General features: G+C 72.4%; 13 protein-coding genes. 6 read left to right on the forward strand and 7 right to left on the reverse strand.

Annotated features, from left to right (window positions below):
- Nucleotides 1-5: 5 nt before the first annotated feature.
- The 3 genes from FHS38_RS36035 to FHS38_RS09780 form a co-directional block, all read right to left on the reverse strand.
- Nucleotides 6-98, reverse strand: a complete 93-nt coding sequence (locus tag FHS38_RS36035) for an Ms4533A family Cys-rich leader peptide (RefSeq protein WP_311775271.1) — start codon at nt 96-98, stop codon at nt 6-8.
- Nucleotides 99-223: 125 nt separating this feature from the next.
- On the reverse strand, nt 224-1,588 hold the full coding sequence (locus FHS38_RS35210; protein WP_422399171.1) for a DUF3152 domain-containing protein: 1,365 nt from the start codon (nt 1,586-1,588) through the stop codon (nt 224-226).
- A gap of 37 nt (nt 1,589-1,625) precedes the next feature.
- Nucleotides 1,626-2,612, reverse strand: a complete 987-nt coding sequence (locus tag FHS38_RS09780) for an alpha/beta fold hydrolase (protein WP_184732880.1) — start codon at nt 2,610-2,612, stop codon at nt 1,626-1,628.
- 257 nt (nt 2,613-2,869) lie between these two features.
- Between FHS38_RS09780 and FHS38_RS09785 the strand changes: the two genes are divergently transcribed.
- The 4 genes from FHS38_RS09785 to FHS38_RS09800 all read left to right on the forward strand — a co-directional run bounded on the left by FHS38_RS09785 (nt 2,870) and on the right by FHS38_RS09800 (nt 4,776).
- Nucleotides 2,870-3,088 (forward strand): Rv3202a family protein, encoded by a 219-nt coding sequence (locus FHS38_RS09785; RefSeq protein ID WP_184732882.1) that lies wholly within the window; start codon nt 2,870-2,872, stop codon nt 3,086-3,088.
- Between the two features lie 190 nt (nt 3,089-3,278).
- Nucleotides 3,279-3,914: a TetR/AcrR family transcriptional regulator gene (locus FHS38_RS09790; protein ID WP_184732883.1), complete on the forward strand. Its 636-nt coding sequence runs from the start codon at nt 3,279-3,281 to the stop codon at nt 3,912-3,914.
- 173 nt (nt 3,915-4,087) lie between these two features.
- On the forward strand, nt 4,088-4,315 hold the full coding sequence (locus FHS38_RS09795; protein ID WP_130879759.1) for a DUF3107 domain-containing protein: 228 nt from the start codon (nt 4,088-4,090) through the stop codon (nt 4,313-4,315).
- A 179-nt stretch (nt 4,316-4,494) separates the two neighbouring features.
- Nucleotides 4,495-4,776: a hypothetical protein gene (locus FHS38_RS09800; protein WP_184732885.1), complete on the forward strand. Its 282-nt coding sequence runs from the start codon at nt 4,495-4,497 to the stop codon at nt 4,774-4,776.
- Between the two features lie 66 nt (nt 4,777-4,842).
- Here the strand turns inward: FHS38_RS09800 and FHS38_RS09805 are convergent, their stop codons facing one another.
- On the reverse strand, nt 4,843-5,583 hold the full coding sequence (locus tag FHS38_RS09805) for a ferritin-like fold-containing protein (RefSeq protein ID WP_184732887.1): 741 nt from the start codon (nt 5,581-5,583) through the stop codon (nt 4,843-4,845).
- Nucleotides 5,584-6,101: 518 nt separating this feature from the next.
- Between FHS38_RS09805 and FHS38_RS09810 the strand changes: the two genes are divergently transcribed.
- Nucleotides 6,102-8,768, forward strand: a complete 2,667-nt coding sequence (locus tag FHS38_RS09810) for a DEAD/DEAH box helicase (RefSeq protein WP_184733392.1) — start codon at nt 6,102-6,104, stop codon at nt 8,766-8,768.
- Nucleotides 8,769-8,878: 110 nt separating this feature from the next.
- On the opposite strand, the gene FHS38_RS09815 is transcribed toward FHS38_RS09810, so the two are convergent.
- The gene (locus FHS38_RS09815) at nt 8,879-9,679 is read right to left on the reverse strand and encodes a 3-oxoacyl-ACP reductase family protein (protein WP_184732889.1); all 801 of its coding nucleotides are present in this window, start codon (nt 9,677-9,679) and stop codon (nt 8,879-8,881) included.
- A gap of 67 nt (nt 9,680-9,746) precedes the next feature.
- Between FHS38_RS09815 and FHS38_RS09820 the strand changes: the two genes are divergently transcribed.
- Nucleotides 9,747-10,601 carry an alpha/beta fold hydrolase gene (locus tag FHS38_RS09820; protein ID WP_184732891.1) on the forward strand — a complete coding sequence of 285 codons (855 nt, stop codon included), beginning with the start codon at nt 9,747-9,749 and terminating at the stop codon, nt 10,599-10,601.
- A gap of 256 nt (nt 10,602-10,857) precedes the next feature.
- Here the strand turns inward: FHS38_RS09820 and FHS38_RS09825 are convergent, their stop codons facing one another.
- Both FHS38_RS09825 and FHS38_RS09830 read right to left on the reverse strand, forming a co-directional pair.
- Entirely contained in the window at nt 10,858-11,640 is a 783-nt protein-coding gene (locus FHS38_RS09825; protein WP_184732893.1) for a VOC family protein, read from the reverse strand.
- 193 nt (nt 11,641-11,833) lie between these two features.
- A complete protein-coding gene (locus FHS38_RS09830) occupies nt 11,834-12,784 on the reverse strand; it encodes an NYN domain-containing protein (protein WP_184732895.1) in 951 nt (316 codons plus the stop codon).
- Nucleotides 12,785-12,876 lie beyond the last annotated feature (92 nt).

The raw sequence follows: 12,876 nt of genomic DNA on the forward strand, positions 1-12,876 counted from the left end.
CGGTCTCAGCGACAGAGGATGTCGGCGACTGCGTGCGCGGCCACGCCGATCAGCGCCAGCTCGAAGCCGGCGATCTCGGAGGCGTGGTGGTGCGACATGGCCAGAACATTGAACGAATTTTCGGCCCCTGGCAAAGGTGTCTCAGAATCAGAGACCGAATGTCTCACGGAGCGAGAAAATAACGGGACGGTATACCCGCGTACGCCCGATCGCTCCCGGCCCGTCACCCGCCCTTGGGGAAGGGCCAGGCGTTGGGACGGCACGTCACGCCGTCCGTGGTCAGGAACTTGGTCTGCTGCATCATCACCGGCGCGAGGGCGCCCTGCTTCTCGCAGGACTCGTGGTCGCGCCCGAGGCGGTGACCGACCTCGTGGTTGATCAGCATCTGCCGGTAGGCGTGCATCTGGTCGCCGTACGTCTGCGCGCCCTGCGCCCACCGATAGGCGTTGATCATCACGCGGTCGGTCGCGGCGGAGTCGCAGGAGACGTTGTCCTGGGTGGTGTCCAGACCCGACTTGGCACACCACGTGTGCGTCGTGCCGGGGCTGGCCAGGGTGACCACGAAATCGGCGTCCCCGGAGGGCACGCGCTCGAACGTCCGCTTGCCGCCGTGGCCCCAGCTGCGGTCGTCGTTGAGGGTCTTGTGCACGGCCTCGGCGAAGAGCGCCCCGTCGAGCGGCAGCCCCTTCTCCACGTCAACGCGGTAGCGCAGGACTTCACCCTTACCGGGGCCCCGGTCGTGGCCGCCCACGGACTCGAACGTGCCGGACGCCTTCGCCTTGGCGTCCAGCGGGTACTTCTTCGCCATCTTCTGGTCGTACGTGAGGGGGACGGCCGCACCGCCGTTCGGCGTGGGCCGGCTGTCGGAACGCGAGGCGGCGTCGGATCTGTGCCGCTCGACGTCCGCGGACCGCGCCTGGGCCTTGCCCTCCGCGGTGTCCTCGACCTGTCCCCCGACGACGACGGCCAGCACGGCCGTCACCACGGCGGCGGCCACGCCGGTCACGGTCCGCGCCGGTCCGCCGGATCTCGGTACGGCGACCCGCCGGTTGCCACCGCCGCCCGTACCGCGCGGCGTGGGCAGCGGCGTCCGGTCGGGGTCGTCGGAGCCGTAGTCCCCGGAAGGGACGTACACCGGGGGGACGTACGCGGCGGGAGCGGGTGCCTGGCCGGAGGGGCCGGACCCGGAATTCTCATACACATCTGGATCATGCCCGGAAGATCCATGGCCATGGCCGTCGAACACAGTGGCGCCGTGCCCGGGAGGCGCATGGCCGTGCCCCGTGCTCCGGGTGCTCTCTCCGCGCTGCGGGCCGATGAATCCCCAGCCGAGCCCCGGCTCCGCCGGAACGGGATGCCCGCTCCTGGCGGACGGCCGAATGGCCTCACCCGCCGGGCCCCCGACGTGGTCCGCCACACCCGCGGCGTAACCCTGGCCGTCCTGATCGCGCCGGCCGCCCGGGCCGTCCTGGCCGGGAACGGCACGGTGGCGCACCTGGTCCGGTGACGGCGCCGCCGAGCGCTGGGCCGGCGGGCCCTGGCCGGCGGGTGCGCGCCTGCGCCCCGTACCGGGGGCGGTCGGCGCCACGGGCTCCTGTGCGGCCTGGGGGGCGCGTGCACTGTGTTTACCCACGGGGCGGGGCGCTCCGTTCAGAGGTGTTCGCGGGGGCCGCGAGGAGTTCGCGGAAGGCACGGGCCACCGCGTCCGGATCCTCCATCATGGCGACGTGGCCCGCGTCCAGCAGCGTCAGCAACCGCGAGTCACGGAAAGCCTTGCCCGCGCGGTGAGCCATGCGGTAGGAGACGAGCTGGTCGCGCGTTCCGTACACGAGCAGCGTAGGGGCAAGGACCTTCTCCGCCTGGCGCCACAGCGAGTGCTGGCCGCCCAGGGTGTACGCGTCGACGATGCCGCGCGCCGAGCGCGCCATGACGTCCCAGAAGTACGGCAGCTCCAGTCGGCGCTCGTACTCCGCGACCGCCAGGGCGAACCCTTCCGGCGTCACCCGCGCGGGGTCGCCGTAACAGAGCGCCAGCACCTCGCGGGTACGTCGCTCGGGTGTCCAGTCCTTGGTCATCCGGGCGAAGAGCGAGACGATGCCCGGCACCGCGAGCAGCCCGGTCGGCACGGCCGTGCGCTGCGGGCGGAGCTCGGGCAGGGCGGGCGAGACGAGCGTGAGCGTGCGGACGAGGTCCGGCCGGACCGCGGCGACGCGGGTGGCGATCGCGCCGCCCATCGAATTGCCGATCAGGTGCACCGGGCCGCGGCCGGCCGCGTCGAGGTGGCGGATGACCACGCGCGCGTACCCGGTGATGGAGTAGTCGCCGTCGTCCGGCGGGGGCGAGTCCCCGAAGCCCGGCAGGTCCAGCGCCTCGCCGTCGACCGTGTCCGCGAGCCGCTCCATGAGCGCGGACCAGTTCTGCGAGGAACCGCCGAGTCCGTGGACGTAGAGCGCGGGCGGCAGGCCCGGCCGCGCGGCGGGGCGGGAGCGCACCGCGAGCGTGACCCCGGGCAGGGTCACCGTGCGCAGTTCCTCGCCCTCGCTGACCTGCGAGGACCGCGTGGGTGGCACCACGGGTACGGCGCGGGCGTCCGGCGACTGGGTCGATGACATGCGGGCAATGTTACGAGACGATCACGCCCGACCCTCTATGGCGGCCGTCACAGATCGCCTGGCGGCGGGAAGCCGCCTCTCCTAGGCTCATAACCACAAGGGTGTGAGGGGCCCGGAAAACGCCCGGAAATGCACGGGAGAATCACGGGAGAACGCGGGAGAACACGGGAACGGCACAGCACGGATCAGCGCGGAACATCACACGGGACACCACGAACGACAAGGCTCGATCAGTCAGACCGGGAAAGAGGCTCCCTATGACCATCGACCCGTCCGACCCCGCGACGTTCGAGGACGACGAGGACGTCACGGAATTCGATGTCGAGGCACCGGAGGCCGACGCCGCGGAACAGCACGCGGACATCGCGCCCCGCCGGGAGGAACCGCAGCCGCCCTCCGACCCCGAGTCCGCCGACGAGGCGGACCTCCTGGAGCAGGCCCGGATCGTGGAGGAGGACGAGGACGACTACCGGTGACCGAAACCGCGATACCGCCAGGTAACCCGGGGACACATGGGGTGACCTGCACCGATTGTCGGGTATTTGTCGGCTTCCCACAGCGTCCGGTACGTGAAATTCTCCGCTCCGACCACGCACGGCCCGGTTACCCAAAAGTACGATGGCGGGCGCGGTGCACACCGTGCACGGAACAATCATGGGAGGCGGCGTGACAGCCATCGAGCAGACCGAGGCGCGCCCGCGAGGCACGCGCCTGCCGCGCCGAGCCCGACGCAATCAGCTCCTGGGCGCGGCCCAGGAGGTCTTCGTGGCGCAGGGGTACCACGCGGCGGCGATGGACGACATCGCCGAGCGCGCCGGCGTCAGCAAGCCGGTCCTGTACCAGCACTTCCCCGGCAAGCTGGACCTCTATCTCGCCCTGCTGGACCAGCACTGCGAGGCCCTGCTGCACGCGGTGCGCACCGCGCTCGCCTCCACCTCGGACAACAAGCTGCGCGTGGCGGCCACCATGGACGCCTACTTCGCGTACGTGGAGGACGAGGGCGGCGCCTTCCGGCTCGTCTTCGAGTCCGACCTGACCAACGAGCCGGCCGTGCGCGAGCGGGTCGACAAGGTCTCCCTGGAGTGCGCGACGGCCATCAGCGAGGTCATCGCCGAGGACACCGGCCTGTCGAAGGACGAGGCCATGCTGCTGGCCGTGGGCCTCGGCGGCGTCTCCCAGGTCGTCGCCCGCTACTGGCTCTCCAGCGAGAGCACGGTCCCGCGCGAGACGGCCGTCCAGCTCCTCACCTCGCTGGCATGGCGCGGCATCGCGGGCTTCCCGAAGAACGCCCCCGAGCTCTGAGGCGGCTCCGGCCGGTCTCCGGCGATCCGCCCCTGTTCGCTGCGAGCGAGCGGAGACCGGCTCGGCTCGTCCCCGTACCGGGCTAGTGTGTGGAAGGTACGGCGCGGCTGGCCGCGCACCCGTCCCCCGGGCTTCGCCATGGGGGACCCCACATCTTCGGAGGGACATAAGCCGTGGAGGTCAAGATCGGCGTGCAGCACGCACCCCGCGAGATCGTTCTGGAGAGCGGGCAGTCCGCCGAAGAGGTCGAGCGCCTGGTCGCCGACGCACTCGGTGGCAAGACGCCGCTGCTGAGCCTGGTGGACGACCACGGCCGCAAGGTCCTGGTGCCCTCCGAGCGACTGGCGTACGTGGAGCTCGGCGAGCCGACCGCCCGTAGGGTCGGTTTCAGCGCGCTCTGAGTCCGCAGTCGGACGACAGTGACGAACGGCGGGGCCCCGGTGCGGAATTCACCGGGGCCCCGCCGTCGTCGTACCCGACGCGGCTACAGGGACGAGGGTTGCCGCGGACGGGCATGGGGTAAGACCGCTACGACCGATTTGCACCTGCTCCTCGGCCCCCGCTCGGGAGGGAAGTGACCATGATCCTCTGGGAAGCGCTCGGCTCGGTCCTCATCGGCCTCGCCGTCTCCTACGGAGCCCTGCGCTGGCTGCCCGAGCGCTACGGGCAGTTCCGCTCCCGGCTCCTGGCGCTGACCACCGGACCGGTCTCCGCGCTGTTCGGCGCCCTGCTGACCCATTCGGTCCTCGGGTCCGGCCACGCGGTGGCCACCCTGGTCGCCTCCCTCTGCGTGGCCGTCGCGCTGCAGTCCCTGCTGCTGCGCCCGGCGAACCGGGCGCCCCGCCGATCAGCCACCGCTTGAAGCGGGCCCGCCCGGATCCCCGCGCGCCGGTCGGCGCGCGGGCGCCGGTGGTGCGCGAAGCCGCCGCTACGCCGCGAGGCCGAGCGCGGCCATCCGCTTGGTGTGCGCCTCGGTGATGCGGGAGAACATCTTCCCGACCTCCGCGAGGTCGAAGCCGTCGGCCACCCCGCCGACCAGCATCGTGGAGAGCGAGTCGCGCTCGGCGACCACGCGCTGCGCCTGCGAGAGCGCCTCGCCCATCAGCCGCCGGGCCCACAGCGCCAGCCGGCCGCCGACCCGCGGCTCGGCCTCGATCGCGGCCCGGACCTTCTCGACCGCGAAGGTCGCGTGGCCGGTGTCGTCCAGCACGGTCAGCACCAGGGCGCGGGTGTCGGAGTCCAGCCGGGCCGCCACCTCGCGGTAGAAGTCACTGGCGATCGAGTCGCCGACGTAGGCCTTGACCAGGCCCTCCAGCCAGTCCGAGGGCGCCGTCTGGCGGTGGAACTCGTCCAGCGCCGCCGCGAAGGGCTGCATCGCGCCGGTCGGCTCCACGTCGATCGCGGCCAGCCGGTCACGCAGCCGCTGGAAGTGCTGGAACTCGGCGGCGGCCATCTTGGCCAGCTCGGCCTTGTCGTCGAGCGTCGGCGCCAGCTTGGCGTCCTCCGCGAGCCGCTCGAAGGCGGCCAGCTCGCCGTAGGCGAGGGCGCCCAGCAGGTCCACCACCGCGGCGCGGTACTGCGGGTCGGCGGAGGCCTGGGCCCAGTCCTGGGCGGCGATTCCGGTCAGTGCTTCGTCGGCGGGCTCGTTGGCCTTGTCGGGCGTCTCCATGAAAGGCACCCTAGCCCGCCCCGCGACAGGGGGAAGGCCCTGGTCAGCCACTTCATCCCCATCCGTCCGAAGGATTGTCCGGACACACATGCGCGTTTCCGGGGTACAGTGGTAAAGCGCCTGCCGAGTATTCGGTGGGCTGTTCCAATGCTGTGTCTTCTGGAGACGCCACTCATCAGTCCCCAGAGTTCCAGCGGATGCCCGGTCGGTGGCCCGATCGGCTTCCACAAAACCGACCGCCCTCCGCGCGGTGCGTACGAGACGTACGCACATCTGGAGGGATCCGCTCGCGGCACGAGAGCTCGAGCGAAGGCAGTGGTCCCGCGCCTTCCGGCTTCCCCAGGCCGGACAGTACCCCGGCGCGGTACGTACGACCCCCTTCGCCGCCTCGCGCCGCGTCTCACAGAAGAGGCAATCCGCTGACATCTCAGCCCACTTTCCGAGACCTCGGGATTCTCCCCGAAATCGCCGAAGCCCTCGAAGCCGTCGGCATCGTGCACCCCTTCCCGATCCAGGAGATGACGCTCCCGGTGGCCCTCTCGGGCTCCGACGTCATCGGCCAGGCCAAGACCGGCACCGGCAAGACGCTGGGCTTCGGCCTGCCCCTGCTGGAGCGCGTCGTCGTCCCCGCCGACATCGAGTCGGGCCGGGCCAAGCCCGAGCAGCTGACCGACGCCCCGCAGGCCCTCGTGGTCGTCCCCACCCGCGAGCTGTGCCAGCAGGTCACCAACGACCTCCTCACCGCCGGCAAGGTCCGCAATGTGCGGGTCCTGGCGATCTACGGCGGCCGGGCCTACGAGCCGCAGGTCGAGGCGCTCAAGAAGGGCGTCGACGTGATCGTCGGTACGCCCGGCCGACTGCTCGACCTCGCCGGCCAGCGCAAGCTCGACCTCTCGCACGTGAAGGCCCTCGTCCTGGACGAGGCCGACGAGATGCTCGACCTGGGCTTCCTGCCCGACGTCGAGCGGATCATCACGATGCTGCCGGCCAAGCGCCAGACCATGCTGTTCTCGGCGACCATGCCGGGCGCGGTCATCAACCTCGCGCGCCGCTACATGTCGCAGCCCACGCACATCCGCGCCACCGCGCCGGACGACGAGGGCCAGACCGTCGCCAACATCACGCAGCACGTCTTCCGCGCCCACAACATGGACAAGCCGGAGATGGTCTCGCGCATCCTCCAGTCGGAGGGCCGCGCGCTCGCGATGATCTTCTGTCGGACGAAGCGGACGGCGGCGGACATCGCCGACCAGCTCGCGCGTCGCGGCTTCGCCTCCGGCGCCGTCCACGGCGACCTCGGCCAGGGCGCCCGTGAGCAGGCGCTGCGCGCGTTCCGCAACGGCAAGGTCGACGTCCTGGTCTGCACCGACGTCGCCGCCCGCGGTATCGACGTCGACAACGTCACCCACGTGATCAATTACCAGACCCCCGAGGACGAGAAGACCTACCTGCACCGCATCGGTCGCACCGGCCGCGCGGGCAAGTCGGGTACGGCCGTCACGCTGGTCGACTGGGACGACATCCCGCGCTGGAAGCTGATCAACAAGGCGCTCGACCTGCCGTTCGACGAGCCGGAGGAGACGTACTCCACCTCCCCGCACCTCTACGAGCTGCTGGGCATCCCGGCCGGCACCAAGGGCATCCTGCCGCGTTCCGAGCGGACGCGCGCCGGGCTCGCGGCCGAGGAGATCGAGGACCTCGGCGAGACCGGTGGCCGTGGTCGCGGCCGCGGCCCGAAGCAGGCGTCCGCGCCGGTGGCGGAGGAGCGCCCGGCCCGTACCCGCACCCCCCGTCAGCGCCGTCGTACCCGCGGTGGCTCGGACCCGGTCGCCGAGACGGCTGCCCCGACGCCGACCTCGACCGGTACGGAGCAGTCCGCTCCGGAGACGCCCGCGAAGCCGCGCCGTCGCCGTCGCACCCGTAACGGCTCCGGCTCCGCGCCCGCCGTCACGCCCGTGACGACCGAGGCCCCGTCCACCGAGGCCCCGGCCGCCCAGGCCCCGGCGTCGGAGCAGCAGGGCGACCGTCAGCCGCGCCGTCGTCGTACGCGTGGCGCACGGCCGCAGGGCGCGCTCGCGCCCCTCGCGCCGCTGGAGGCCGTGCGGAAGGCCCCCGAGCCCGACTTCCAGACGGTCCAGACCGTCGTCGCGGCGGCCGCCACCACGGTCATCCCGGCCCAGGCCACCGAGGCGGCTCCGGTCGCCCCGAAGCGGACCCGCGCCCGTAAGACGGTCGTGGCCGAGCCCGAGGCCGACTTCCAGACGGTCGCACCGGCCCCGGTCGTCGAGACCGCCCCGTCCAAGCCGGTCCGTCGCACCCGTGCGAAGAAGGCTGTCGCCGCGGTGGAGACCGTGGCTGTCGCCGAGGTCGTCGAGGCCCCCGCGGTCGTGGAGACCGTCGAGGTCAAGCCGAAGCGCACCCGTGCGAAGAAGGCCGTCGCCGCCGAGCCCGTCCTGGAGACGGCCCCGGCCGTCGAGGTCGCCGAGGTCGCCGAGGTCGCCGAGGCCAAGCCGAAGCGCACCCGCACGGCCAAGAAGGCCGTGGCCGCGGTGGAGACCGTCGCTGCCCCGGCCGTCGAGGTCGCGGAGGCCAAGCCGGTCCGCCGCACCCGTGCCAAGAAGGCCGTCGCCCCGGTCGAGGCCGCTGCTGTCACCGAGGCCCCTGTGGCCGAGGAGACCGCCGAGGTCAAGCCCAAGCGGACCCGCGCCAAGAAGGCCGTCGCCCCGGCCGCCGAAGCCGTCGTCGAGACGGTCGAGGCCGCCGAGGTGAAGCCGAAGCGCACCCGTGCGAAGAAGGCCGTCGCCGCCGAGCCCGTCCTGGAGACGGCCCCGGTCGTCGAGGAGAAGCCGAAGCGCACGCGCACCACGAAGGCCGCCGCCGCGAAGGCGGAAGCCGCCGTGGAGACCGCCGAGGCGGTCGAGGCCAAGCCCAAGCGGACCCGTGCGAAGAAGGCCGTCGCCCCGGCCGCCGAAGCCGTGGTCGACACGGCCGAGGCCGCCGAGGTGAAGCCGAAGCGCACCCGTGCGAAGAAGGCCGTCGCCGCCGAGCCCGAGGCCGCCCCGGCCGCCGAGGCGAAGCCGAAGCGCACCCGTGCCGCGAAGCCCGCTGCCGAGGTGACGGACGAGGCCCCGGCCAAGCCGAAGCGCACGCGCACCACCAAGCCCAAGGTCACCACCGAAGGCTGACGCACCACCACCGACGGCCGGTCACCCCACGCGGGGTGGCCGGCCGTCGGCGTATCCGGAATCAGGCCTATCCGGAACCAGGCGTATCCGGAATCAGGCGCACTCGGCGATCAGGCCGTGAGTCCCCCGTCCACCGCGACGGACGCCCCCGTGATGTACGCGCCGGACGGCCCCACCAAGTGGGCGACCGTGTCGGCCACTTCCTCGGGTCGGCCGTAGCGGCCCACCGCGGTGAAGGCGGCCTGCCCGGCGGCGAACGGCCCGTCGGCCGGGTTCATGTCGGTGTCGATGGGGCCGGGGTGCACGATGTTGGCCGTGATGCCCTGGGGCCCGAGTTCACGGGCGAGGGCCTTGGTCAGCCCCGTGAGGGCCGCCTTGCTCGTCGCGTACAGCGTGCCGCCGGGGAACGCGACCCGTTCGGCGATGCAGCTGCCGATCGTCACGATCCGCCCGCCCTCGCCCAGGTGGGCGACCGCGGCCTGGGCCGCCAGGAAAGAACCCCGGACGTTGACCGCGAGGACACGGTCGACGTCCTCCAGGCTCAACTCCCCGATGGGGCCCATGGCCCCCGTGCCCGCGTTGTTGACCAGGATGTCCAGCCGCCCGAGCTCCGCGACGACCGTCTCCACGGCCTCCCGCACCGCCGTCGCGTCCGCGGCCTCGGCCCGTACGGCCGTGGCCCGGCGGCCCATTGCGGTGATCTTGGCGACGATCTCCGCCGCCGGCTCCACGCCGTGCTGGTAGGTGATCGCGACATCGGCCCCGTCCTCCGCGAGCCGCAGCGCGACGGCCGCGCCGATGCCCCGGCTGCCGCCGGTCACGAGGGCCACCTTGCCGTCGAGCGGGCGTGCCGTGTTCGCCGTCTCCACCGTGTTCACCGCGGTCTCCAATGATGTGGCTTCTAAGGACATGACTCGATCGTCGTCCCTCCAGGCCCACAGGTCCAGCGGTCATCGGACATCACGTTAGCCTCGTGCCATGAGCCGTCCGCCCTTCCTCACCCTGCCCGCGTGCGCACGCGCGTACCGCCTCGCCACCTCGCGTGGAGAGTTCGCCGTACACGATGCGCGACCCACCTCGGGGACGCGCGGCACGGCGTTGCTCGTCCCCGGATTCACGGGCAGCAAAGAGGACTTCGTCGCGCTGCTGGAGCCCCTCGCGGCCGCCGGGTACCGGGCCGTCGCCGTCGACGGCCGGGGGCAGCACGAGAGCGGCGGGCCGCGTGAGGAGAGCGCGTACGAGCAGGGCGAGCTGGCCCGGGACGTCCTCGCGCAGACAGCCGCCCTGGGCGGTGACGTCCATTTGCTCGGCCACTCCCTCGGCGGGCTGATCACGCGCGCCACCGTGCTCGCGGACGCGACGCCGTTCCGCTCACTGACCGTCATGAGCTGTGGTCCCGCCGCGATCTCCGCGGTGCAGCAGGACCGGACCCGGATGCTGATCCACGCGCTGACCACGCTGGACATGGAGGCCGTCTGGCAGGAGATGCGGCGGGTGGACGCGGAGAACGGTCCCGCCGAGGACGCGGCCCCGGAGCTGGACGCGTTCCTGCACCGGCGCTGGATGGGCACGACGCCGGAGCAACTCATCGTGACGGGGCGGCAGTTGATCTGCGAGCCGGACCGCACATCGGAGCTGGCCGGGGTGGCGCTGCCCAAGCACGTGATCTCCGGGGCGCTGGACTACGCCTGGCCGGTGCCGTCGATCGACGCGATGGCGAAGGAGCTGTCGGCGGTGCGCACGGTCGTCCAGGGCGCGGGCCACTCCCCCAACGCCGAACGCCCGGCCGCCACGGCGGAGGCCCTCACCCGCTTCTGGGACCTGGCGGGCTGAAAGCGCGGCGGAGGGGCGGCTCTCGTACCGGGCGCGGCGTGTCCCGCGTCGCGGGGCCGGGCGCGGCTTCACGGACACGCCGCGCCCCAGGACCGATCCCGCGGTCGGCGCCAGGGCGACCTGTCCGGCGGACCCTCGTGGATCGGCGAGCGGCGTCCGGCACGTACGACCGCAAGGCGCGGCGAGCCCCCCGGCTACCGCTGAGGCGCCCCCGGCGCCCGGCGTCGGGAGCCCGTGAAGAGCCGCCGGACAGGCCCTAGCACTCGGCCTGGGCCGTCACGGTGAAGAGCCCGCCCTCGGGATCGCGCAGGGTCGCCTCGCGGCCCACCGGCGACCGGCCCGGCTCGGCGGCGACCGTACCGCCCGCCGCGAGGGCCGCCTCCACGGCCTTCTCGACGTCGTCGACGCAGAAGTAGACGTGCCAGCGCGGCCGCACCCGGGGGTCGGGGGCGGCCTCGACGCCGCCGCCGCGCAGGCAGGCCACCGTCTGCCCGCCGGTCAGCACCATGACCGCGTCGTCCTCGTAGCGGACCTCGATGCGGCCCGGCCGGTCCGTGGCCCATTCGAAGACCTCGCCGTAGAACATGGCGGAGGCGAAGGCGTCCCGGGTGCGCAGCTCCAGCCAGGCGGGCGCGCCGCCGCTGCCGATGTGCCACCCGGGCAGGAGCTTGCCCTCCCAGAAGCCGAACACGGCGCCCGCCGGGTCCGCCGCCAGCGCGGCGCGGCCGCGGCCGACGGCGATCGGCCCGACCGCGACGGTCGCGCCGCGCTCGCGGATCCGCGCCGCGACGACGTCGGCGTCGTCGACGGCGAAGTAGGAGGTCCAGGAGACGGGGACACCCATGGACTTGGCGACGTTGCCGATGCCGGCGACCGGCTTCCCGTCGGCGAGCGCCACGGAGAAGGCCTCGCCCAGGCTGCCGGGCCGGAAGGTCCAGCCCATCACCGCACTGTAGAAGTCCTGCGCCGCGGTGAGGTTGCTGGTCAGCAGGCTCACCCAGCAGGGCGCCCCGCGCCCGGCACGGTCGGAGGCCGACATGGCCGATCGCCTCGTTTCTCTTCCGCACTTCGCCGACGGTCATGGGCGGCCGCGACGTCCGCGACCACGCCCCTAGTCAGGGTTCCACTCGCTTCCCCCACGCGCATTCCGGCACGCGCGGACACACACAGTGATGTCATCGAGCCGTGGGGCCCTACGTACGACCGTACGACTGTCTCCCGGCGGCCGCGGTTCAGTACTGGGTGCGCAGGTGGTCCCAGAAGCCGTCCCGCAGCGCCCGTCGCAGATCCGCGTGGCCGCGTAGCGACAGGCCGAGCAGCGCCTCCGCCTCGACCAGCAGCTCCTGGTCGACGGGTCCCGGCAGATAGGGGTGGCCGGGCAGCAGCTCGGCGAGCGAGGCGCGGCCGCGCGAGCCGAGCCACTGGGCGGCGACGCGGGCGCCGACGAACCGTACGTCGTCGCGGGTGGGGGCGGGCCCCTGGTGGACGGGGGCGTCGCCGAAGGGTTCGTAGACGGCGCGCCGGGTGACGTACGGCTTGCAGAAGTCGAGGTCGAAGGTGCGCTGGCTGTCGACCTCCCACAGCAGCGGCTCGGCCTGGTTCCGGCCGCCGACGGCCTCGATGCCCCAGAGGTGGACGCGCGCGCCGTAGCCCTGTGCGGCCTCGACCGCCGAGACGAGGTCCTCGTCGCCGCCGATGAGTGCCGCGTCGCTGATGGCGCGGTGCCGGGCGAGGGATTCGAGGTCGGTGCGGATGAGGGAGTCGACGCCCTTCTGCTGGTTGTTGGCGTTGAGGTTGCCGAGCCGGACCTTGACGTCGGGGAGCTCGGCGATGCTCTGCTGCTCGGTGGTGTGGATCCGGCGACGGGCGCCGTCGTACCAGTAGACCCGCAACAGTCGGCTGTCGGGGAAGATCGTGCGCGCCCGGTCGATGAAGGCCTCGATCAGCCCTTCCGCGTCGAGGTCGAAGGTGCGGCGGTCCTCGGTGCCGGTGACGAGCCGCCCCGCCGCGGCGTAGACGTAGCCGGCATCGACGAAGATCGCGTGGGTGGACGGGGTCGTCGCGACCTCGGCCAGCACCCGGGTGAGCAGCTCGTTGGTGCGCTCGACGCCGGCGGCGATCGTGGCGAGGTCCAGGGGGCCGGGGTGCTCTTGGGGGCCGGTGAGGCCCTGCGTGTCATTCATACACATCTCATTGTCGTAGCGGTCACACAGCGGACACAAGCCGTCACACTACTGACCGGTAATTAGCCAAGTTAAAAATTTCCTTAGCGTAG

Origin of the sequence: Streptomyces netropsis, assembly GCF_014203545.1 — a bacterium.
Taxonomy (GTDB): Bacteria; Actinomycetota; Actinomycetes; order Streptomycetales; family Streptomycetaceae; genus Streptomyces; species Streptomyces netropsis.

Excerpts from the sequence above, each read along its gene's own strand:
- FHS38_RS09805 (WP_184732887.1), bottom strand. The coding sequence starts at position 5,583 with ATGGAGACGCCCGACAAGGCCAACGAGCCCGCCGACGAAGCACTGACC.
- FHS38_RS09785 (WP_184732882.1), top strand. The coding sequence starts at position 2,870 with ATGACCATCGACCCGTCCGACCCCGCGACGTTCGAGGACGACGAGGAC.
- FHS38_RS09800 (WP_184732885.1), top strand. The coding sequence starts at position 4,495 with ATGATCCTCTGGGAAGCGCTCGGCTCGGTCCTCATCGGCCTCGCCGTC.
- FHS38_RS36035 (WP_311775271.1), bottom strand. The coding sequence starts at position 98 with ATGTCGCACCACCACGCCTCCGAGATCGCCGGCTTCGAGCTGGCGCTG.
- FHS38_RS09820 (WP_184732891.1), top strand. The coding sequence starts at position 9,747 with ATGAGCCGTCCGCCCTTCCTCACCCTGCCCGCGTGCGCACGCGCGTAC.
- FHS38_RS09830 (WP_184732895.1), bottom strand. The coding sequence starts at position 12,784 with ATGAATGACACGCAGGGCCTCACCGGCCCCCAAGAGCACCCCGGCCCC.
- FHS38_RS09825 (WP_184732893.1), bottom strand. The coding sequence starts at position 11,640 with ATGTCGGCCTCCGACCGTGCCGGGCGCGGGGCGCCCTGCTGGGTGAGC.
- FHS38_RS09810 (WP_184733392.1), top strand. The coding sequence starts at position 6,102 with ATGACGCTCCCGGTGGCCCTCTCGGGCTCCGACGTCATCGGCCAGGCC.
- FHS38_RS09780 (WP_184732880.1), bottom strand. The coding sequence starts at position 2,612 with ATGTCATCGACCCAGTCGCCGGACGCCCGCGCCGTACCCGTGGTGCCA.
- FHS38_RS09815 (WP_184732889.1), bottom strand. The coding sequence starts at position 9,679 with ATGTCCTTAGAAGCCACATCATTGGAGACCGCGGTGAACACGGTGGAG.